General features: G+C 62.2%; 18 protein-coding genes and 1 tRNA gene. 6 read left to right on the top strand and 13 right to left on the bottom strand.

All coding sequences use genetic code 11. The annotated features are described in order from the left end of the window. Window positions 1–4: 4 nt before the first annotated feature. From HJC04_RS28685 to HJC04_RS28675, 3 genes are all read right to left on the bottom strand, one after another. Window positions 5–244 (bottom strand): GIY-YIG nuclease family protein, encoded by a 240-nt coding sequence (locus tag HJC04_RS28685; protein WP_210629668.1) that lies wholly within the window; start codon window positions 242–244, stop codon window positions 5–7. 120 nt (window positions 245–364) lie between these two features. Then, a tRNA-Ala gene (locus tag HJC04_RS28680) sits at window positions 365–440 on the bottom strand. Window positions 441–588: 148 nt separating this feature from the next. Further along, entirely contained in the window at window positions 589–972 is a 384-nt protein-coding gene (locus HJC04_RS28675; protein WP_210629669.1) for a TIGR02300 family protein, read from the bottom strand. Between the two features lie 386 nt (window positions 973–1,358). On the opposite strand from HJC04_RS28675, the gene cmk reads away from it, so the two are divergent. Together cmk and rpsA are read left to right on the top strand one after the other, a co-directional pair. Continuing rightward, a complete protein-coding gene (gene cmk / locus HJC04_RS28670) occupies window positions 1,359–2,006 on the top strand; it encodes a (d)CMP kinase (RefSeq protein ID WP_210629670.1) in 648 nt (215 codons plus the stop codon). Window positions 2,007–2,181: 175 nt separating this feature from the next. Beyond that, window positions 2,182–3,885, top strand: a complete 1,704-nt coding sequence (gene rpsA / locus HJC04_RS28665) for a 30S ribosomal protein S1 (RefSeq protein WP_210629671.1) — start codon at window positions 2,182–2,184, stop codon at window positions 3,883–3,885. A gap of 77 nt (window positions 3,886–3,962) precedes the next feature. Here rpsA and HJC04_RS28660 read toward each other — a convergent pair whose 3' ends face one another. From HJC04_RS28660 to HJC04_RS28650, 3 genes are all read right to left on the bottom strand, one after another. Continuing rightward, entirely contained in the window at window positions 3,963–5,489 is a 1,527-nt protein-coding gene (locus HJC04_RS28660; RefSeq protein WP_221147655.1) for a hypothetical protein, read from the bottom strand. Between the two features lie 225 nt (window positions 5,490–5,714). Beyond that, a complete protein-coding gene (locus tag HJC04_RS28655; RefSeq protein WP_064800202.1) occupies window positions 5,715–6,341 on the bottom strand; it encodes a ribonuclease D in 627 nt (208 codons plus the stop codon). Window positions 6,342–6,425: 84 nt separating this feature from the next. Continuing rightward, window positions 6,426–7,235: a MerR family transcriptional regulator gene (locus tag HJC04_RS28650; RefSeq protein WP_210629673.1), complete on the bottom strand. Its 810-nt coding sequence runs from the start codon at window positions 7,233–7,235 to the stop codon at window positions 6,426–6,428. Between the two features lie 165 nt (window positions 7,236–7,400). Between HJC04_RS28650 and HJC04_RS28645 the strand changes: the two genes are divergently transcribed. Next, window positions 7,401–8,681, top strand: coding sequence for a 4-aminobutyrate--2-oxoglutarate transaminase (locus tag HJC04_RS28645; protein ID WP_210629674.1), 1,281 nt, complete (start codon window positions 7,401–7,403; stop codon window positions 8,679–8,681). Between the two features lie 63 nt (window positions 8,682–8,744). Next, a complete protein-coding gene (locus HJC04_RS28640) occupies window positions 8,745–10,226 on the top strand; it encodes an NAD-dependent succinate-semialdehyde dehydrogenase (protein ID WP_210629675.1) in 1,482 nt (493 codons plus the stop codon). Between the two features lie 43 nt (window positions 10,227–10,269). Here HJC04_RS28640 and HJC04_RS28635 read toward each other — a convergent pair whose 3' ends face one another. Further along, window positions 10,270–10,479 (bottom strand): SlyX family protein, encoded by a 210-nt coding sequence (locus tag HJC04_RS28635; protein ID WP_210629676.1) that lies wholly within the window; start codon window positions 10,477–10,479, stop codon window positions 10,270–10,272. A 180-nt stretch (window positions 10,480–10,659) separates the two neighbouring features. On the opposite strand from HJC04_RS28635, the gene uxaC reads away from it, so the two are divergent. Both uxaC and HJC04_RS28625 read left to right on the top strand, forming a co-directional pair. Further along, a complete protein-coding gene (gene uxaC / locus HJC04_RS28630; protein ID WP_221147654.1) occupies window positions 10,660–12,075 on the top strand; it encodes a glucuronate isomerase in 1,416 nt (471 codons plus the stop codon). Next, window positions 12,072–13,529, top strand: a complete 1,458-nt coding sequence (locus HJC04_RS28625; RefSeq protein ID WP_221147653.1) for a mannitol dehydrogenase family protein — start codon at window positions 12,072–12,074, stop codon at window positions 13,527–13,529. The genes uxaC and HJC04_RS28625 overlap by 4 nt, the downstream gene beginning before the upstream one ends. Before the next feature lie 226 nt (window positions 13,530–13,755). On the opposite strand, the gene HJC04_RS28620 is transcribed toward HJC04_RS28625, so the two are convergent. From HJC04_RS28620 to HJC04_RS28595, 6 genes are all read right to left on the bottom strand, one after another. Beyond that, window positions 13,756–16,206, bottom strand: a complete 2,451-nt coding sequence (locus HJC04_RS28620) for an FAD-dependent oxidoreductase (protein ID WP_221147652.1) — start codon at window positions 16,204–16,206, stop codon at window positions 13,756–13,758. After that, entirely contained in the window at window positions 16,207–17,082 is an 876-nt protein-coding gene (locus HJC04_RS28615) for a phosphotransferase (protein ID WP_221147651.1), read from the bottom strand. It lies immediately after the preceding gene. A 99-nt stretch (window positions 17,083–17,181) separates the two neighbouring features. Further along, window positions 17,182–18,258: an ABC transporter ATP-binding protein gene (locus tag HJC04_RS28610; RefSeq protein ID WP_221147650.1), complete on the bottom strand. Its 1,077-nt coding sequence runs from the start codon at window positions 18,256–18,258 to the stop codon at window positions 17,182–17,184. Window positions 18,259–18,284: 26 nt separating this feature from the next. Next, the gene (locus HJC04_RS28605) at window positions 18,285–19,382 is read right to left on the bottom strand and encodes a Gfo/Idh/MocA family protein (RefSeq protein WP_210629682.1); all 1,098 of its coding nucleotides are present in this window, start codon (window positions 19,380–19,382) and stop codon (window positions 18,285–18,287) included. Next, the gene (locus HJC04_RS28600) at window positions 19,382–20,269 is read right to left on the bottom strand and encodes a carbohydrate ABC transporter permease (protein ID WP_405047683.1); all 888 of its coding nucleotides are present in this window, start codon (window positions 20,267–20,269) and stop codon (window positions 19,382–19,384) included. The genes HJC04_RS28605 and HJC04_RS28600 overlap by 1 nt, the downstream gene beginning before the upstream one ends. Further along, entirely contained in the window at window positions 20,262–21,221 is a 960-nt protein-coding gene (locus HJC04_RS28595; RefSeq protein WP_210629683.1) for a carbohydrate ABC transporter permease, read from the bottom strand. The genes HJC04_RS28600 and HJC04_RS28595 overlap by 8 nt, the downstream gene beginning before the upstream one ends.

Below are 21,221 nucleotides of genomic sequence, written 5' to 3'. Positions count from 1 at the left end.
GCGGCTAGAGTCTTTTCTTTGCGAATGCTCTGCCGGAAGCCGACTTCAAATACTTCTCAAAGGCAAAGGCCTGCGCTTCGTCGGAGAAGGCGAGATAGGTCTTGAGAGACCAAGGGGCGTATTTCGAGGTATGAGAAACTTCTCCGGCATTATGTTTTGCCAGACGCGACTTCAGGTCGCCCGTCACGCCAACGTAATAGCGATCCGGAAGTTCGACACTATTGAGAATGTAGACATATTTCATGGAAGGATCACAGCCCGCCTACGTTGCTTCGCAACTACGTCGCGGCAGCCTCCGCCTCCTTCTCGCCCTCGTTCCGTCAAGCCTTCCGGCTTGCCAAGCCGAAGCTCGAAGAGCGTAGGCTGGTGGAGCTAAGCGGGATCGAACCGCTGACCTCTTGCATGCCATGCAAGCGCTCTCCCAGCTGAGCTATAGCCCCATCAAGGCGGTCCGGCATGGCCGGTCCTGGGATGCTCCGGAGGGCGTTCCCTCTGGAGTGGCGGCTTCTTACTTGCGGTTTTCGCAGATAGCAAGCCCAAAAAAACCGACCCGGAATTTTTTTGTTGTCCGGGCCGGCATTTGTCCGATCAGACTTCGTCTTCGTCGCCGGTCACGCCGATAATGTCGCTCATGTCGTCATCGTCGTCGTCTTCGTCGGGCGTGAGGAAAGTGTCGTCATCGTCGTCGCCTTCGATTTCGACATCGTCGTCGCCCATGTCCGGAATGTCGTCGCCAGAGGCGCCGTCGTCGGCATCCTCAAGCGAAACCAGTTCGACTTCGGTGTTTTCGGTATCGACTTCCGCGACCTCGTCTTCTTCGGCAACCTCAGCGATCGCCGAGGTTTCCTCGAAGAAGGACAGGGGATAGGACTTGCCGGTATAAGGGGAAACGATCGGATCCCGGTTCAGATCATAAAACTTCTTGCCGGTTTCCGGATCGGTGCGCTTGGTTCCAAGTTCCGCTTTCGCCACTATAAGCCTCGTGAGAATGGCCGAATCCGCGATTCGGCAAAATGCCGTGCAAGCCGGCGTTCCATCGGAATTTATAAGCCGGTCCCCTTAATCGCTGTGGCTTCCCATGTCAAAGCCAAACTTTATCATCTCGGCGCGGGCGTTTTGGCCTGCAGACGGATGACCGCTCATGGTGTTTGTGGTAACGAGCCGCGGCAGTAGAAGAAGCGGGCGAAGGCAGCAGCCGGCCAGGCCGACGCTTCGGAAGAAATGTGCTGCAGTTACAGAGGATTACGGGATGCATGGCTCTGCGCCGCAGCCCACCGCCAGCTTCCAGCTGTTCCAGCCGCATCCGCGCAAGACGACCCCTTTGGCGCCATACGGCGCATCATTGCAGGATTGATCCCATGGCAACAAAGAGTTTCACCATCGCCATCGACGGCCCGGCGGCGGCCGGCAAGGGGACGCTTTCGCGTCTTATCGCTGAACGATACGGCTTTCACCATCTCGACACGGGGCTGACCTACCGCGCAACGGCCAAGGCGCTGCTCGATGCCGGCCTGCCGCTCGACGACGAGGCGGTGGCCGAAAAGATCGCGCGGGAGGTTGAACTCGCCGGACTGAATCGCGATATACTTTCCCGACACGAGATCGGTGAAGCTGCCTCGAAAATCGCCGTCATGCCGGCGGTGCGCCGGGCGCTGGTCGAGGCGCAGCGCCGGTTTGCGGCAAAGACGCCGGGCACGGTGCTCGATGGGCGCGATATCGGCACGGTCGTATGCCCGGATGCGCCGGTCAAGCTCTATGTGACGGCGTCGCCGGAGGTGCGCGCCAGACGCCGTTACGACGAGATCCTGGGCAAGGGGGCGACGGCGGATTTGGAGGCGATTTTCGAAGACGTCAAGCGGCGCGACGAACGCGACATGGGGCGGGCCGACAGCCCTTTGAAACCAGCTGATGATGCGCACTTGCTTGATACGTCGGAAATGAGTATAGAGGCCGCGTTTCAAGCCGCTCAATCGATCATCGATGCGGTCTTGAACCGAAATGCCTAAATTCAAGCGATTTTGCATGCTCAGACGCATGGATCGCTTTAATGCAGCCTGAAATTCCGTCCAAGCGCCGGATTGCCTTCGTCAGAGAAGGCGGACTGGGTTCAGGCCCATTCAACACGAACCAACCGGCGCATACGTGGGCCTTGACGCTATCGAAGGCCACGCAGGAGATTTTATGTCAGTAGCAACTCCCTCTCGCGAGGATTTCGCGGCCCTTCTCGAAGAGTCCTTTGCCAAAAACGATCTGGCTGAAGGCTATGTCACCAAGGGCATCGTCACGGGCATCGAAAAGGATGTCGCCGTTGTCGACGTCGGCCTCAAGGTCGAAGGCCGCATCGCGCTCAAGGAATTCGGCGCACGCGCCAAGGACGGTTCGCTGAAGGTCGGCGACGAAGTCGAAGTCTATGTCGAGCGCATCGAAAACGCGCTTGGTGAAGCCGTTCTGTCGCGCGAGAAGGCTCGCCGCGAAGAAAGCTGGATCAAGCTCGAAGCCAAGTTCGAAGCCGGCGAGCGCGTCGAAGGCGTGATCTTCAACCAGGTCAAGGGCGGCTTCACGGTCGACCTCGACGGTGCGATCGCCTTCCTGCCGCGTTCGCAGGTCGACATCCGCCCGATCCGCGACGTGACCCCGCTGATGCACAACCCGCAGCCCTTCGAAATCCTCAAGATGGACAAGCGCCGCGGCAACATCGTGGTTTCGCGCCGCACGGTCCTGGAAGAGTCCCGTGCCGAGCAGCGTTCTGAAATCGTTCAGAACCTCGAAGAAGGCCAGGTTGTCGACGGCGTCGTCAAGAACATCACCGATTACGGTGCGTTCGTCGACCTCGGCGGCATCGACGGCCTGCTGCACGTCACCGACATGGCATGGCGCCGTGTGAACCATCCGTCGGAAATCCTGAACATCGGCCAGCAGGTCAAGGTTCAGATCATCCGCATCAACCAGGAAACCCACCGCATCTCGCTCGGCATGAAGCAGCTCGAGTCCGATCCGTGGGATGGCATCCAGGCCAAGTATCCGGAAGGCAAGAAGATCTCCGGTACCGTTACGAACATCACCGACTACGGTGCGTTCGTCGAGCTGGAGCCGGGCATCGAAGGCCTGATCCACATCTCGGAAATGTCCTGGACCAAGAAGAACGTTCACCCCGGCAAGATCCTGTCCACGAGCCAGGAAGTCGAAGTCGTCGTTCTCGAAGTCGATCCGTCCAAGCGCCGTATCTCGCTCGGCCTCAAGCAGACGCTGGAAAACCCGTGGGCAGCATTCGCCCGCAGCCATCCGGCCGGCACTGAAGTTGAAGGCGAAGTCAAGAACAAGACCGAATTCGGCCTGTTCATCGGCCTCGACGGCGATGTCGACGGCATGGTGCACCTCTCCGACCTCGACTGGAACCGTCCGGGCGAACAGGTCATCGAGGAGTTCAACAAGGGTGACGTCGTCAAGGCCGTCGTTCTCGACGTCGATGTCGAGAAGGAACGCATCTCGCTCGGCATCAAGCAGCTCGGCAAGGATGCTGTTGGTGAAGCAGCAGCTTCCGGCGACCTGCGCAAGAACGCCGTTGTTTCCTGCGAAGTCATCGCCATCAACGATGGCGGCATTGAAGTGAAGCTCGTCAACCACGAGGACATCACGTCCTTCATCCGTCGCGCCGATCTCGCCCGCGACCGCGACGAGCAGCGTCCTGAGCGTTTCTCGGTCGGCCAGGTCGTCGACGCCCGCGTCACCAACTTCTCCAAGAAGGACCGCAAGATCATGCTGTCCATCAAGGCCCTGGAGATTGCGGAAGAGAAGGAAGCCGTCGCTCAGTTCGGTTCGTCCGACTCGGGCGCTTCGCTCGGCGACATCCTGGGCGCAGCCCTGAAGAACCGCGGCGGCGAATAAGCCTCGCAGTCACGTCTGAAATGCGGAACCCGCCGGAGCGATCCGGCGGGTTCTTCATTTTCAGGTGATGAAAGCCGCTATTCCCAGCCGGCCATGCGCTGATAAAGCGCGTAGACCGGATCGGCTGCAGTGTCGGGCCGATATGCCGACGGCTCGGTATCGATCATCCTCGGCGTCCTGCGCTCGGGTGCCGCCTCCGCCCCTTCAGCATCGGGTTCGGCATCCTCGCCGCCGGATTGCGCCTGCTGCTCGTCCTGCGGCGCACCGTCCTGGTGATGGTGATGCTGGTGGCTCGTTTCACCGGCCTTTTCGTTCGACGGCGTATCCTTGGCGAACTGATAAGGCAGCTGAGCATAGGCAAAGCCCTCCGCCACCTTGGCCGCGAGCGGCACATAAGAGGCCTCCGCCATGTCGGGCAGCGGCATCGGTTGCGGCTGTGCGGCAATTTCTTTCGGCTGGCGGGCAGCCGCAGCCGTGGCCCCGGGTTCCATCTGAGACAGGTGGGGCATTGGGGACTGTCGAGCATCGGCAGCGGCCAGATCTGCCGGCTGTCTCGTCAAGGTCTCCTTCGCTTCGCTGATGACGGCCTCGTCGAGAATGGCATCGACCTCCACCGCCGCCTCGACGGGACCATCCTCCTGCACCGTTTCGACGTCCTGCTCACGGATGATGGTTACGATCATCTCGGAGACCGCTTCGGTCATGGAGGCGAGGATTCCCGTCCAGTTCCGGGGAATGAGAGGATCGGCTTTTTCCGACGTTGCGAGAGGCTGAATGACCGGCGGCTCCGTCACCTCGGCCGTGTCGTCACCCGCACGCGGCTCTGCCGGCACTGATTGCCGGGCTTCGACCTTCGGGGCAAGCTCTGCTTTTGTCACCGAAGCGGAGCGAATCCAGTTTTCAGACTGCGAAATTTCAGGATCCGCGGCTTCCACGGCTAAGGCGCTCACCGCTTCCTCGCTTGCCGCAAGCAGGGCGGTCTCGATCAATTTGCCGGCTGGTTCAGATTGCGTTTCCGCCGGCTGGCGGATCGCGGCGAGCAGGCTGGCTTCATGCAGCTGGATCTCGGGCCGGGCTTCGGCGCGCATCGGCGAAGCATCGTTCTGACCATAGGATCGGACGACGGCGCGGGCAGCGAGATCACGGTCCTTGTAGCGCACGATTTCCAGATAGGCGATGATACGCGCCGCCTCAGGCCCTGTCGGATTCTTCAAGGCTTCCGCGATCGTCCGAAGCGGCAGACTGTGCCCCTGCGCGCTCAGCTGGCCTTCGACCTCATCGATCCTGGCGGTCGGCAGCCCGCGGATGGCATCGGCGAGCCGGGAGGCGAAGGCGGAATTGCTCTCGTCCTCGCCGCGATCGAGCGAGATCGAGCGGCCAGCCGCATCGATGACATCGAAAAGGGCTTCAACCATGCGCTCGCGCGCCGCAAGGAGCAGGATATTGAGCTTGCCGGCAATGGCGGAATTCAGCTCAGTGGCCTCGATCGCGTTGACGGGCGCGGGGGCAATCACCGAACGGTCAGGACTGCCGGCCACGATCGCCGCAGTCTGGCCCTGGGATGAAAAGCTTGCATTGGACGCTGCACGAACGGGGGTCAGCATGGCATGCCCTTTCGTAAAGTGACGATGAAAGCAGGCTCCATGAAAGGACCGCGCTCATCCGGTCCCTTGCATCCCGAGCAGATCCTCCTGTCCGCATGACGCAAGCGGCGCCATCGAATGCCTAAAAATTAAATCGAATATTAAGAAACAGAGATTAACGAATCGCTAACGTCGGCGGATCAGTTCACCCGCGACCGCAGACAGTGAAGATTGACGGCAATTCGCTCAGCTGTGAGCGAAGATATCGGCCTCTTCCCAGCCGAGCAGGTCGAGCTTGGCGCGGGTCGGCAGGAATGCGAAGCAGGCCGTGGCATGATCGAACCGGCCGTCGCGGATCAGGCGGGCCGTCAGCTTGTCGCGAAGCGCGTGCAAGTAAAGCACGTCGGAAGCGGCATATTCGAGCTGGGCCGGCGACAGCGTCTCGGCCGCCCAATCGGACGATTGCTGCGCCTTGGAGACATCGACGTCGAGCATTTCCTTGAGATTGTCCTTGAGGCCGTGGCGATCGGTGTAGGTGCGGCAGAGGCGCGAGGCGATCTTGGTGCAGAATACCGGGTTCGTCGTGACGCCGAAGGTATGGAAGAGCACGGCAATATCGAAGCGGCCGTAATGAAAGATCTTCTGGTGCGTGGGATCTTCGAGCAGAGCGACGAGATTGGGGGCCTCTTTCTGGCCGGCCGCGATGCGGATGATGTCGGCGGTGCCGTCACCCGGAGAAAGCTGGACGACGCAGAGACGATCCCGCCGCGGCACCAGGCCCAGCGTCTCGGTATCGATCGCGATCGCGCCGGTGTAGCGGGCCGCGTCGGCCGCGGAAATATCGCCTTCGTGATAACGGATGGTGGCGGCCATGAGACTGTCTTTCGTTCGGATATTCTCCACTCGCGCTATAGCGCAAAGGCACACATTGCGAAACTGCTTCCTGCTGCGGCTGGTTCAGAATGTCGGCGGCGTGTTGATCCAGAGAAGCACGGTTTCGCCATCGTGGCGGTTGCGCCAGGAATGGTAGCGGCGGCTTTCGAAATACAGTGAATCGCCCGGGCCGAGATCGAAGAACTGATCGCTGTCGAGCACCAGTTCCAGCCGGCCGGACAGGACATGCATGAATTCCTCGCCTTCGTGGCGATAGGCGCCCTCGCTGGCAGCGCCCGGCGCCAGCACGAAACGATGGCAATCCATCATCCTGCGGCCTTCGGCAAGCAACTGCACCGTAACCCCGGGGGTCGTTTCCGGCCAGGTGCGCCACTCGCCGGCGCGTATCACTGCCGGCACCTCCACGCTTTCCTCGCCGGAGAGGCGGGAGACGGTGGTGGCGTAATATTCGGCGAGGTCGTGCAGCGTCTTGAATCCGACGCCTTGCGAGGTGCGCTCCAGCGTCGAGAGCGTCGACGCGGTGATGCCAATATCACCGGCCACCTGATCGAGCGTCTTGCCTGCGGCGTGGCGGAGGCTCCGCAGTTTCCGGCCGAGGCCGGAATCCTGGCCGGGTTCGGCACTGTCCGCGGAGGGTTCCTCGCTCTCCAGCGCCTCTCGGATTGCTGCCGGATTGAGACCGCGCTCGACCCGGTACCAGGAGATGCGCTTCAGCCGCGCCACGTCGTCGGCGCTATATTGCCGATGGCCGGTTTCGGAGCGGCCGGGAACGACCAGGCCCTGGCTTTCCCAGAGGCGCAGCGTCGAGGCGGAGACCCCCGCCAGCCGCGCGGCCTCCGCTACCTTGTAGCGCACAGGCCCGTTGTCACTCATCAGCCAATACCCCGATTCTCGTTGCGCGAGCATTCATCAAATCGCGTGATGTTTGAAGCAAAAAATGCCGCTTGTTTTCTTGCAGAAAAAATGTAGGAATTTCCAGAGAATCTTACAGAACTTATGCAAGATAATTCCAAAAACCTTCAACACGGGAGCAGATCGATGACCGCGACAAGCCTTACCGACCGGAAGAACGCCGCGATTTCACGCGGCGTCGGCATGACTACCCAGATCTATGCGGATCGCGCAGAGAATGCCGAAATCTGGGACAAGGAGGGCCGCCGCTATATCGATTTCGCCGCCGGCATCGCCGTGCTCAACACCGGCCACCGCCACCCCAAGGTCATTGCGGCGGTCAAGGATCAGCTCGACCGCTTCACCCATACCTGCCACCAGGTGGTGCCCTACGAGAACTACGTCAGCCTCGCCGAGCGGCTGAACGCCCTGGTGCCCGGCAATTTCCAGAAAAAGACCATCTTCGTCACCACTGGCGCCGAGGCGGTCGAGAACGCCGTCAAGATCGCCCGTGCCGCGACCGGCCGCTCGGCCGTCATCGCCTTCGGCGGCGGCTTCCACGGCCGCACCTTCATGGGCATGGCGCTGACCGGCAAGGTCGTGCCCTACAAGGTCGGCTTCGGCGCGATGCCCGGCGATGTCTTCCATGTTCCTTTCCCCGTCGAACTGCATGGCGTCTCCGTCGATCAGTCGCTTGCGGCGCTGAAGAAACTCTTCGCCGCCGATGTCGATCCGCAGCGTGTCGCAGCCATCATCCTCGAGCCGGTGCAGGGTGAAGGCGGCTTCTATCCGGCGCCCGCAGCCTTCATGAAAGCCCTGCGCGAACTTTGCGACCAGCATGGCATCCTGCTGATCGCCGATGAGGTGCAGACCGGTTTTGCCCGCACCGGCAAGATGTTCGCGATGGATCACCACGAGGTGGCCGCCGACCTGACGACGATGGCGAAAAGCCTCGCCGGCGGCTTCCCACTTGCTGCCGTCACCGGCCGCGCCGAAATCATGGACGCGCCGGGGCCGGGCGGGCTCGGCGGCACCTATGGCGGCAATCCGCTCGGTATCGCCGCTGCCCATGCCGTCCTCGACGTCATCAAGGAGGAGGATCTCTGCAACCGAGCGAACCTGCTCGGCGGGCGGCTGAAGCAGCGGCTGGAATCCTTGCGTGAAAAGGTGCCGGAGATCGCCGATATTCGCGGACCGGGCTTCATGAACGCCGTCGAATTCAATGACCGGAGGACGGGATTGCCGAGTGCTGATTTCGCCAACAAGGTGCGGCTGACAGCGCTCGACAAGGGGCTGATCCTGCTCACCTGCGGCGTCCATGGAAACGTCATCCGCTTCCTCGCGCCGATCACCATCCAGGACGAGGTCTTCGGCGAGGCGCTCGACATTCTCGAGACCTCGATGCTGGAGGCGAGTGCCGCCAGCTAGCGCCGATCGAACCCGGATTTCAATGGCGCCGGCGATCGGCAGCCGCTCCCAAGGAGATATGATATGGCTTTCACTACCGCACTGACCAGGCACATTGCCTTTTCCTCGCCGCTGTTGCGCGATGCCGGCTATATCAACGGCGTCTGGACGTCGGGCGACGCCGCAAAGACCTTCGACGTTCTGAACCCGGCAACCGGCGAGCTGCTCGCCTCCCTCCCCGATATGGGCGCAGCCGAAACGCGGGCGGCGATCGATGCGGCCTATGCTGCCCAGCCGGCCTGGGCTGCCCGCCCCGCCAAGGAACGCAGCCAGATCCTGCGCAAATGGTTCGACCTGATCGTCGCCAATGCCGACGCGCTCGCGGCGATCCTGACGGCCGAAATGGGCAAGCCCTTCCCCGAAGCGCGCGGTGAGATCCTTTATGCCGCCGCCTATATCGAATGGTATGCGGAAGAGGCCAAGCGCATCTACGGCGAGACGATCCCGGCGCCTTCCCAGGATAAGCGCATGATCGTCATCAAGCAGCCGGTCGGCGTCGTCGGCACGATCACACCGTGGAATTTCCCGGCGGCGATGATTGCCCGCAAGATCGCCCCGGCGCTTGCCGTCGGCTGCACTGTCGTCTCGAAGCCGGCCGAGCAGACTCCGCTGACTGCGATTGCCCTCGCCGTGCTCGCCGAACAGGCCGGCATTCCCGCCGGCGTCTTCAATCTGATCGTCGGGCTCGACGGGCCGGCAATCGGCCGAGAGCTCTGCGGCAATGAGAAAGTGCGCAAGATCAGCTTCACCGGCTCGACGGAAGTCGGCCGCATCCTGATGCGGCAATGCGCTGACCAGATCAAGAAGGTGAGCCTGGAGCTCGGTGGCAACGCGCCGTTCATTGTCTTCGACGATGCCGATCTCGACGCCGCCGTCGAGGGCGCGATCGCCTCCAAATATCGCAATGCCGGCCAGACCTGCGTTTGCGCCAACCGCCTCTATATCCAGTCCAGCGTCTATGACGCCTTTGCCGCGAAGCTTGCCGCCAAGGTCGCCGAGTTGTCGGTCGGGGACGGGTTCAAGCCCGGTGTCGAGATCGGGCCGCTGATCGACGAGCAGGGTCTTGCCAAGGTGGAGGACCATGTCGGCGACGCGCTGGCCAAGGGCGCCAAGGTTCTGACCGGCGGCAAGCGCATCGACGGCGCCGGCACCTTCTTTGCGCCGACGGTGCTGACCGGCGTGACCCGCGGCATGACGGTGGCGCGCGAGGAAACCTTCGGGCCGGTGGCGCCGCTCTTCCGCTTCGAGACGGCCGAGGACGTCATCGCTCAGGCCAACGACACCGAATTCGGCCTGGCCGCCTACTTCTATGCCGGTGACCTGAAGAAGGTCTGGCGGGTGGCGGAGGCGCTGGAATACGGCATGATCGGCATCAATACCGGGCTGATGTCATCCGAGACGGCGCCCTTCGGCGGCATCAAGCAATCCGGTCTCGGCCGCGAGGGCTCCCGCCATGGCGCCGACGATTATCTAGAGATGAAATATCTCTGCATTGGCGGCGTCTGATCGGCCCCCGTACCGAGAGCACGCGGCATTCCGCCGCGTGTTTTCAATAATGCGGCGGACGAGTGATGGCCGGCGCGTCCAGCGACTGCTCCTCCAGCGACAGGAAGCGTTCTGTCAACCGTTCGAGCTTGGTGCGCATCTGCTCCACGCTCTTCCATTGTTCGGCGAGCTGATCGGAAAGCTCCTCGATCGTCTTTGCCTGATGGGCCAGCATTTCCTCCAGCCGGGTGATGCGGTTGGTCTCGTCGGACATCGATCCTCCTTTGCCGACACCGGCAGAACAGATGGTTCTCCCAAACCGGAAATAGGCCGCCGCGTCAATGTTTTCGATCCCCGGCGCGGCCATGCGCAAAACTGAACCGTTTGGTTACTAAAAGACCTTGCCGTGCCCGATGTAGTGGGGTAGGCCCTAATCCATCAGGGAGGAATACTGATGGATGCAGGCAACGGCTTTCTTCATCCGGACCGGCTCTTTCCGGCCGACCCGGCGACACGGACCATCGCGCGAGACCTCTACGAGACGGTGCGCAATCTTCCGATCGTCAGCCCGCATGGGCACACCGAACCGTCCTGGTTCGCCGACAATAAGCCTTTTGAAGACGCCGCTTCGCTGCTGGTCATTCCCGATCACTATCTTTTCCGCATGCTGCACAGCGTCGGCGTCACCTTGGACGAGCTCGGTGTTCCCAGGCTCGACGGCAAGCCGGTGGCTGAGGGGCGGGCGATCTGGCGGACCTTTGCCAAGCATTACCATCTCTTCCGCGGAACGCCCTCGAGCCTCTGGGTTGATCATGCAATGTCGGCCGTGCTCGGCTGCACCGAACCGCTGACGGCGGATAATGCCGATGCGCTTTACGATCACATCAATGCCCAGCTCGCCCGTCCCGAATTCCGCCCGCGGGCGCTGCATCAGCGATTCGGCATCGAAACGATCGCGACGACCGAAGGTGCGCTCGACCCGCTTGTCCATCACCAGAAGATGGCGGCGGAGGGCTGGATCGGTAAGGTGCGCACCACCTACCGGCCGGACAGCGTCACCGATCCTGATGCCGTCGGTTTCCGCGACAATCTCCTCAAGTTCGGAGAAATCACCGGCGCCGACGTGACGAACTGGGACGGCCTGATCGAGGCGCATCGGCGCCGGCGCGCCTATTTCCGCAAGTTCGGCGCGACTGCCACCGATCACGGCGTGCCGACAGCCTTCACCGCTGATCTGCCGCTGGCCGAAAAGCAGGCGTTGCTCGACAAGGCATTGAAGGGCCCGCTTTCGGCTGTTGAGGCCGAGCTTTTCCGCGGCCAGATGATGACCGAGATGGCCGGTCTCTCGGCCGAGGACGGCATGGTGATGCAGATCCATGCCGGCTCGCGACGCAATACCGACAGCGGACTCTTTGCCACCCGCGGCCCCAATATGGGCGCCGATATCCCGACACGCACGGACTGGGTCGGCGGCTTGAATGCGCTGCTTTCCAAATATGGCCATGCGCCGGGCCTGCGCATCCTGCTTTTCACGCTCGACGAGACGACCTATGCGCGAGAGCTGGCGCCGATGGCCGGCCATTGGGCCTGCCTGATGGTGGGCCCGCCCTGGTGGTTCCATGACAGCCCGCTCGGCATCCGTCGCTATCTCGACCAGGTGGTAGAGACGGCCGGTTTCGCCAATATGGCAGGTTTCAACGATGACACGCGGGCGCTGCTGTCGATCCCGGCCCGCCACGACGTCTGGCGCCGTGAAGTCTGCCGCTTCCTCGCTCAACTCGCAGCCGAGCACCGGATTTCCGGGAAGGAAGCCGAGATCGTGGCGCGCGAACTCTCCTATGACAATGCAAAGAAGGCCTACAAGCTGTGAGCGACAGACTGCAGAACGTGACCGGCCTTGCGCCGACGGCGAAGCTTCCCGCCTATAACAGGAATGCGCTGAAGGCTGGCATCCTGCATCTCGGCCCGGGCGCCTTCTTCCGCGCCCATTTCGCGCCCTTCACGGATGCTGCACTCGCAGCAGCCGGCGGCGACTGGGGCATTGAGGTGGCGAGCCTGCGCACGCCCGATGTCGCGGACAATCTCTCCGCCCAGAACGGGCTTTATACGATGCTGATCCGCGATACATCAGGCACGACGGCCGAAGTGATCGGCTCGATCCTGAAGGCGCATGTGGCGCCACGCGATCCGGCCGGCCTGCTGGCGCGGCTCGAGGACCCTGCCATCCGCATCGTCAGTATGACGGTCACGGAAAAGGCCTATGGCTTCGATCCCGCAACCGGCGGCCTCGACCTCAAGCATCCCGATGTCGTTGCCGACCTCGCCAATCGGCATGCGCCGCGCGGCGTCATCGGCTATCTCGTCGAAGGACTGGCGCGCCGACGGCAGAAGGGCATCGCCCCCTTTACGCCGCTCAGCTGCGACAATCTGCCGAGCAACGGCGCCGTGCTGAAACGCCTCGTGCTGGAATTCACTTCGCGCATCGATGCCGACCTGCATCGCTGGATCGAAGCGAATGTGCCCTTCCCCTCGACGATGGTCGACCGCATCACGCCGGCAAGCACCGAAGCGACCTATGCCGATGCCGAGCGGCTGACGGGCCGCACCGACATGGCGGCGGTCGAGACGGAACCCTTTACGCAATGGGTCATCGAAGACCATTTCGCCAATGGCCGTCCGGCCTGGGAAAAGGTACGCGGCGCGCTGATGGTCGAGGAAGTCTCGGCTTACGAAAAAATGAAGCTCAGGATGCTGAACGGAGCCCATTCGCTGCTCGCCTATCTCGGTTATATCGGCGGCTATGAATTCATCCGAGACGTTATGGATGATGCCGGCCTGGCGGCGCTTGCCTACCGCCACATGCACGCGGCGGCGCGCACACTGGACGCGGTGCCGGGCATCGATCTCGATGACTACGCCAATGAATTGATAGCACGCTTTGCAAATAAGGCGATCGCGCACCGCACCTATCAAATCGCCATGGACGGCACGCAGAAACTGCCACAGCGGCTGCTGGAGCCGGCATGCGAGGCGCTTGCCCTTGGCGACCGGGCGGAGACCTACGCGATCGCCGTCGCGGCGTGGATGCGTTATGCGACCGGCGAACATGGCAATGGCGAGCGCTATGAGCTGCGCGATCCCCGCGCTGCTGAGATCGCCGCGCTGATTGCCGACGTCCCGCGCACCGGCCCGGCGATTTCGGCGGCGCTCTTCACCCTCCCCGGCCTTTTCCCGGCGGCTTTGACCGGACATCGGGCCTGGACGCAGGATGTCTCGGACAAGTTGGAGATCCTAATCCAGGACGACCGGCTGCCGCTGTTTTAAGAAGTGTGAGTCTTTTCGGCAAAAGAGAGGGTGTGCCACACGGCATACCCTCTCCTCCGTCATCGCTGTGCTCGTCACAGGGATCCAGTGCGCCCAAGTCCCTGGGCGCGGGGAACTCTATTCAGGCCGTAGGAATCCAGCCACCGCGCAGACGCGCGGTGGCTGGATTCCTGCGACGAGCACAGGAAGTTCAGGGTTGCTCTTTCTTCTCCGCCATACCGCATGGTCAAGCCTTCACCCGCGTCATATCGGGATCGTAGAGCGGCGCCAGCGACACCTTGCAGGGAATGCGCTCCCTGGCGACATCGAGTTCATAAGTGCCGGCGAGAACGAAATCCTCCGTCACGCCCTCCGGGTCGCGGACATAGCCGTAGCCGATCGCCTTCCCAAGCGTATAACCGAAGCCGCCGCTCGAGAGCCAGCCGACACGTTTGCCGTTGCGATAGATGGTTTCACGGCCGAGCAGCACGGTATCGGGATCGTCGGGAACGAAGCAGGCGAGGCGCTTCTTGACGCCGTCTGCAAGCTGCCGCTCGATCGCCTCGCGGCCGCGGAACGGAATGTTCTTCCTGATCTTCACCGCCCAGCCGAGGCCGGCTTCAACCGGCGTGTGGTCGGGGCCGATATCGGAGCCCCAGGCGCGATAGCCCTTTTCCAGGCGGCAGCTCTCGATGGCGCGATAGCCGGCATTGACGAGGCCGAATTCGCCGCCTGATGCCATCAGCACGTCATAGACCGTGGTCGCATATTCAATGGGAACATGCAGTTCGTAGCCGAGCTCGCCGACATAGGTGATGCGCAATGCTCGCACCGGGCAGCCCGATATGCCGATGGTTCTGACCTGACCGAAGGGGAAGGCGGCATTCGAGACATCGCTGCCTGTCACCTTTTCCAGCACCGCGCGTGCATTCGGTCCCATCAGCGACAGCACGGAATAGGCCGAGGTGACCTCGACCAGCTCGGCATGCATCTCCGCCGGAATATTGCGGGCGATCCAATTGAAGTCGTGGGTGGCGAAACCGGTGCCGGTGACGATGTAATATTCGTCCTCGGCGATGCGGGCGACGGTCAGATCGCATTCGATTCCGCCCTTGTCGTTCAGCATCTGCGTGTAGATGAGCGATCCCACGGGCCTTGCAACATCGTTGGCGGCAATCCAGGAGAGTGCCGCCTCGGCATCCCTGCCCTTCAGCACGAATTTGGCGAAGGAGGTCTGGTCGAAGATGACGGCCGCCTCGCGCACCGCCTTATGCTCGCGACCGACGGCATCGAACCAGTTCTGCCTGCCGTAGCTGTAGATATCCTTCGGCTCCTCATTGGCGAAGAGATCGGCAAACCAATTCGGCCGCTCCCAGCCGAGCTTTTCGCCGAAACAGGCGCCTTGCGCCTTCAGCCGGTCATAGAGCGGCGATTTGCGGCAGGGGCGGCCGCTCGAATGCTCCTCGAAAGGCCAGGCCATGGTGTAGTGCTTGCCATAGGCTTCGAGCGTGCGGGTGCGCACCCAGTCGGTATCGAAGTGCGGGCGACCGAAGCGGCGGATGTCGACCGGCCAGAGATCATAGGGCGGCTCGCCCTTCGTCACCCATTCGGCGAGCGCCATGCCGGCGCCGCCGGCCGAGGCAATGCCGAAGGCGTTGAAACCGGCGCCGACGAAGAAGTTCTTCAGCTCCGGCGCCTCACCGAGAATGAAGTTTCCGTCAGGCGTAAAACTTTCCGGGCCGCTCAGCAACTGCTTGACGCCGACATCCTCCAGCGCCGGAACGCGGCCGAGCGCTTGTTCCATGATCTGCTCGAAATGGTCGAAATTGCTATCCAGCAGCGTGTAATGGAAACCCTCCGGGATGCCCTGCTTCGCCCAGGGAATGGGATTGGGCTCATAGCCGCCCATGATGATGCCGCCGACCTCCTCCTTGTAATAGGTCAGGCGATCGGGATCGCGCAGCGTCGGCAGGTTGGAGGGCACGCCGAAGGATTCGGTGATGATATATTGGTGCTCGACCGAGACCAGCGGCACGTTGACGCCGAAACGCTGGCCAAAGGCGCGCGTCCATTGGCCGGCGCAGACGACGACGCGCTCGCATTCGATACGTCCCTCGGCGGTCACAACGGCGCGGATTCGTCCCTTGTCGATCTCGAGGTCGAGGACTTCGGTATCCTCGAAGATCGAAACGCCTGCTATGCGGGCGCCTTTCGCCAGCGCCTGGGTGATATCGGAAGGATTGGCCTGACCGTCCGTCGGAAGGAAGGCGGCGCCGACGAGATCGTCAATCGTCATCAGCGGCCAGAGATCGAAAGCCTCCTGCGGCGTCAGCAACTGCATTTCGAGGCCGAAGGACTGGGCGGTGGTCGCCTGGCGCTTGACCTCCGTCCAGCGCTCCTCGTTGCAGGCAAGGCGCAGGCCGCCGTTCATCTTCCAGCCGGTGCCGAGGCCCGTTTCCTCTTCCAGCCGCTTGTAGAGATCGACGGAGTAGCCGAGCAACTGGGTGATGTTGGCGCTGGTGCGCAGCTGGCCGACGAGTCCGGCGGCATGAAAGGTGGTGCCCGAGGTCAGCTTCTTGCGTTCGAGCAGGACGGTATCGGTCCAGCCGAGCTTGCCGAGATGATAGGCTGTCGAGCAGCCGATGATGCCGCCGCCGATGACCACGGCCTTTGCCGTCTTCGGTAATTGTCTCGTCATTTATGGATCCTGTTCAAAGGCTTGATAGGCGCGCTCGAAGCGCGCCAGATTCTCGGCCGTATAGGCGGCATAGTCGAAATCGATGGTGGAGTGGATTTCCGAAATCATGCTCCAGAGCGTCTCGCGCAGCAGCGAGGCGCATTTCATCGCGCCGTAGCGGCGGCTCAGCTCATCGGTCAGCGGCCGGTCGAAATAGCTCTCGAGCATCATCTGCTCGGCGGCTTGCGAGAACTCGTTGTTGGAGGCCAATCCGCCGAGATCGAACAGCGGCGTGTTGAAGCCGGCATAATCCCAGTCGATCAGCCAGAGCCGCTTGCCGTCATCGAGAAAATTGGCGGCCAGCAAATCGTTATGGCCGAAGGCGATCTCGAACGGCCCTGCCGCTGCTTCCAGCATCTCGGCCTTGCCGATCAACGCCGGCAGCAGCGGAAGGTGGAGGCTGCCCGATTCCTTCAGGCTGGCGGCGTAATCGCGGATGACGTGGAAGACCCAGAAGATCATCGCCGGGCCGCGGAAATGCCGCGCGATGTCATGGTGGCAGGCGCGCAGCAGCGGCACGACCCGGGCCAGCATGTCAGGTGCCCTGATATCCTCGGGCGACAGCGCCCGCGCCTCGACATAGTCGAGCACCAGCACCCCGGGCGAATGGTGGATGACGGCAGGCGACAGGCCGGCGGCATGCGCCGCGCGGCTTGCGGCAAGCTCGTTCTGCCTGATGATGTGGTGGATCGGAATATCGGCGCCGAGTCTCACCACGCAGCGCACGACGGCATCGCTAACCAGATAGTTCCTGTTGGTGATGCCGCCGGATATTGGCGAAATTTCAATCGGACCCTGCCAGATGCCAAGCGCATGAATCCTATCCTCAGGCGTCATGCTATCCCCCTTGCGGCGCTTGCAAAATGATGGGGCAGAGCGGGATAGGCTGTCAAGCCGCGGCGCGCGTCCTTCCGGACGCGCGAAGGGGCTATAGGGTCAGATCGTCTTGCCGGCAGCGTCGAAGACGTGGCAGCGGGCCGGATCGAAGAAGGCCTGCACATTGGTGCCACGCTCGACCTTCTGCTGACCGTCGAGGGCAATCGTCAGGAGCTGTCCGTCCGGCGTCGTCGTATAGAGCATGGTGGCGCCGCCGAGATTTTCGACGAGATCGACATTGACGGTCGAAAGCGTGATGGTGCCCTGCGTGAGGGACAGATGCTCGGGGCGGATGCCGAAGGTGACGGCCTCGCCGGCCCCGCCCCTCAGCCGGCGCGGCAGGCGGACGGAATTGCCGCAGACATGAATACTGGTTTCGGCCTCGCCGACCTCTTCGATGCGCGCCTGCAAAAAGTTCATCTTCGGGCTGCCGATAAAGCCGGCGACGAAGCGGTTGGCCGGGTTGTTGTAGAGATCGAGCGGCGCGCCGACCTGCTCGATGCGGCCGGAATTCAAGACGACGATCTTGTCGGCCATCGTCATCGCCTCGACCTGGTCATGGGTGACGTAGATCATGGTGTTGCCGAGCTGCCGGTGCAGGCGGGAGATCTCGACACGCATCTGCACACGCAGTTCGGCATCGAGGTTCGACAGCGGTTCGTCGAACAGGAAGATGCGTGGCTCGCGCACGATGGCGCGGCCGATCGCCACGCGCTGGCGTTGGCCGCCGGAGAGCGCCTTCGGCTTGCGCTCCAGCAGCTTCTCGATCTGCAGGATTTCGGCGGCGCGCTTCACCTTCGGCTGGATCTCGGCCTTCTTGTAACCGGCCGTCTCCAGGCCGAAAGCGAGGTTCTTGTAAACCGACATGTGGGGATAGAGCGCATAGGACTGGAAGACCATGGCGATGCCGCGCTTGGCCGGCGCCACCTCGTTCATGCGCTCGCTGTCGAGCAGCAGCGCCCCACCGGTGATCTCCTCGAGGCCGGCGATCATGCGCAGAAGGGTCGATTTCCCACAGCCCGAGGGGCCGACGAAAACGACGAATTCGCCGGGATCGATCGCCAGGTCGATGCCATGGATCACATCCAGCGAGCCGTAGCGCTTCTCGACCTTCTGAAGAACGACACTGGTTGCCATCGTCTCAAAACCCTCTCTTTTGCAGGTTACTTCGTTCTTGCGCGCCAATCGGCGTATTTGGGACTGTCGGGACCGACCGGCAGCGGCACTTCGGCGCCGCTGTCCGATGACTGGTAGATGGCGGTGACGAGTTCCAGCGCGCGGCGCGCATCCTTCGATGTCACCGGCAACGGCCCCTGGCCGCTGAGGAAGGCATGGAACTGGCCCATCTGTGTGGTGAAACGCGGCGCGACGGGCTGCCAGTCGCCGACCACCCGATCGATCTTTTCGCGGACGTCATCGTTGGCGGCGATGATTTTCCAGGGATCCTTGCCTGGCGTGTAGGGTTCGTGCGTGCTTTCGAAGGTGACGTTTTCAAAATGCAGTCTCAGCCGGCTGATCTGTTCCTGCGAACCGAGCGTGCAGGACAGCGAGACGAAGGCGCCGTTTTCCATCAGCAGGCTGGCGGAGGCGCAGTCCTCGACCTCGATATCGTTGACACGGGTGGCCACCCGGCCGAAAACCCTTGCCGCCGGGCCCATCAAATGCATCAGCATATCATGCAGATGCAAGGCATGGGTGACGAGCACGCCGCCAAGCTCCGTCGCCCATTTGCCGCGCCAGGGCACGGCGTAATATTCGGGCTTGCGCAGCCAGAAGGTTTCGACAGATGCCGTATAGGGCTTGCCGGCAATGCCGGCATCGATGATCCGCTTGGCCTTCTGGATGCCGTCGCCGTAGCGGTACTGGAAGATCGGCATCAGCACGCCTTTGGCGGTTTTTTCCGCCTCCATGATGGTATCGACCCCGGCAAGGGAGCCCGTCAGCGGCTTTTCGCAGACGACGTGCTTGCCGGCCGCCAGGGCCGCGACCACCTGTTCCAGATGGATGCCGGGAGGGGTGCAGATATCGATGATGTCGATCGTGTCGTCGGCCAGCAGCGCCTGGAAAGAGGTGGTGCGGCGTTCGATGCCGAACTCGTCGCCGACGGCCGCCAGGCGTTCTTCGTTCAGATCGCAGATCGCCGTCACCTTGAACTTGTCGGAATGCGGCAGATAGCCTTCGACAATATGCGAACGGCCGATGCCGCAGCCGACGATCGCGACGGTCTTGATGCTCATGTCACTCTTTTCCACTACTGCCATCAGCGTTTCATGCCGGTCGTGGCGATGCCTTCGATCAGCAGGCGTTGGAAGAACAGGAAGAAGAAGAACACCGGCACCAGCGTCAGGGTCGACATGGCGAAGAGACCACCCCAATCCGACGCGCTGGTGGAATCCACGAAGGTGCGCAGGCCGAGCTGGATCGTGTAGGTGTTCATGTCGTTCAGGTAGATCAGTGGTCCGAAGAAATCGTCCCAGGTCCAGATGAAGGAGAAGATGGCGGCCGTTGCCAGCACCGGCAGCGACAGCGGCAGCATGATCTTCCAATAGATCCGCCAGGCGCTGCAGCCATCCATCATCGCCGCCTCGTCGAGTTCACGCGGGATGCCGCGGAAGAACTGCACCATCAGAAAGATGAAGAAGGCGTCGCTTGCCAGGAACTTCGGCACGACGAGCGGCAGGATGGTATTGACCCAGCCAAGGTTGAGGAAGAGCACATATTGCGGGATCAGCGTCACGTGATAGGGGATCATCAGCGTGCCGAGCATGATCGCGAACCAGAAATTCCGGCCGGCAAAACGCAGCCGCGCAAAGGCGAAGGCCGTCAGCGAACAGGCAATGACATTGCCGGTCACCACCAGCAGCGAGATGACGAGCGAATTCCAGAAGAACCGGCCGAAGCTGACATCGAGGCCGACCCAACCGCGCGCATAGGACGAGAAATCGATCGAGGACGGAATGAGCGAGGTCGACGAAAAGATCTCGGTTTCCGGCCTGACCGATGCCGAGACCATCCACAACAGCGGATAGAGCATCAGAAGCGAGGCGGCGATCAGCAGGGCGTGGATCATGAGTGACCCGGGCAGGCTGCGTTTCGTGATGTCCGATGGCGGCCTGGCCGCGGTGACGGGAGCGGTCATCTCAGTCATCGTAATGCACCCAATAACGCGAGGTCAGGAAGGAGAAGGCGGTGAAGATCGCGATGATCACCACCAGGATCCAGGCGAGCGCCGAGGCGTAGCCCATGCGGAAATTGCCGAAGGCTTCCTGATAGAGGTAGAGCGTGTAGAATAGCGTCGAATTGATCGGCCCACCCGTGCCGCCCGATATGATGAAGGCCGGCGTGAAGGCCTTGAAGGCTTCGATCGTCTGGACGACGGCGTTGAAGAAGATCACCGGCGTCAGAAGCGGCAGCGTGATCTTGTAGAATTGACGGAATTTCGAGGCGCCGTCGAGACTTGCCGCCTCATACATATCCTGCGGGATCTGGCGCAGGCCGGCGAGGAAGATGATCATCGGCGAACCGAACTGCCAGACGGACAGCGCCACCAGCGTATAGATCGAATAGTTCGGATGCGAGATCCAGCTTGGTCCTTCGATGCCGATCTGGGCGAGCGCGGCGTTGACGAGGCCGTCGCTGGCGAAAAGCTGGCGCCAGAGCACGGCGATCGCCACGCTGCCGCCGAGCAGTGACGGCAGGTAGAAGATGGCGCGATAAAAGGTCAGCCCGCGCAGGCCGCGGTTTAGCGCCATGGCGACCAGCAAGGCAAAGGTCAGCTTGAACGGCACCGAGAAGACGACATAAGTCAGGGTGACGTGCATGGCGGCGGAAAATTTCGGATCCGCCGTGGCGATGCGCACGTAATTCGCAATTCCCACCCACCGCGGCGACTGCAGCATGTCGAAGTCGGTGAAGGAGAGGTAGAGCGAAATCAGGGCCGGCCCGAGCGTCAGCCCGAAAAAGCCGATAAGCCACGGAAGGAGGAAGAGATAGCCGGGCGCGTTGGCGTTCCAGAGACGCCTGAAGCGTCCCTCGGCCACTGCGCCTTGATATCTTTCCACTGGTATGGCCCCTGCGGGCGTGCGCATCGCATTGCTCAT

The organism is Rhizobium sp. NLR8a, assembly GCF_019685235.1.
GTDB lineage: Bacteria > Pseudomonadota > Alphaproteobacteria > Rhizobiales > Rhizobiaceae > Rhizobium.
Note: the sequence above shows the minus strand (reverse complement) of the source record. Positions and strands in the feature narration are given on the sequence as shown.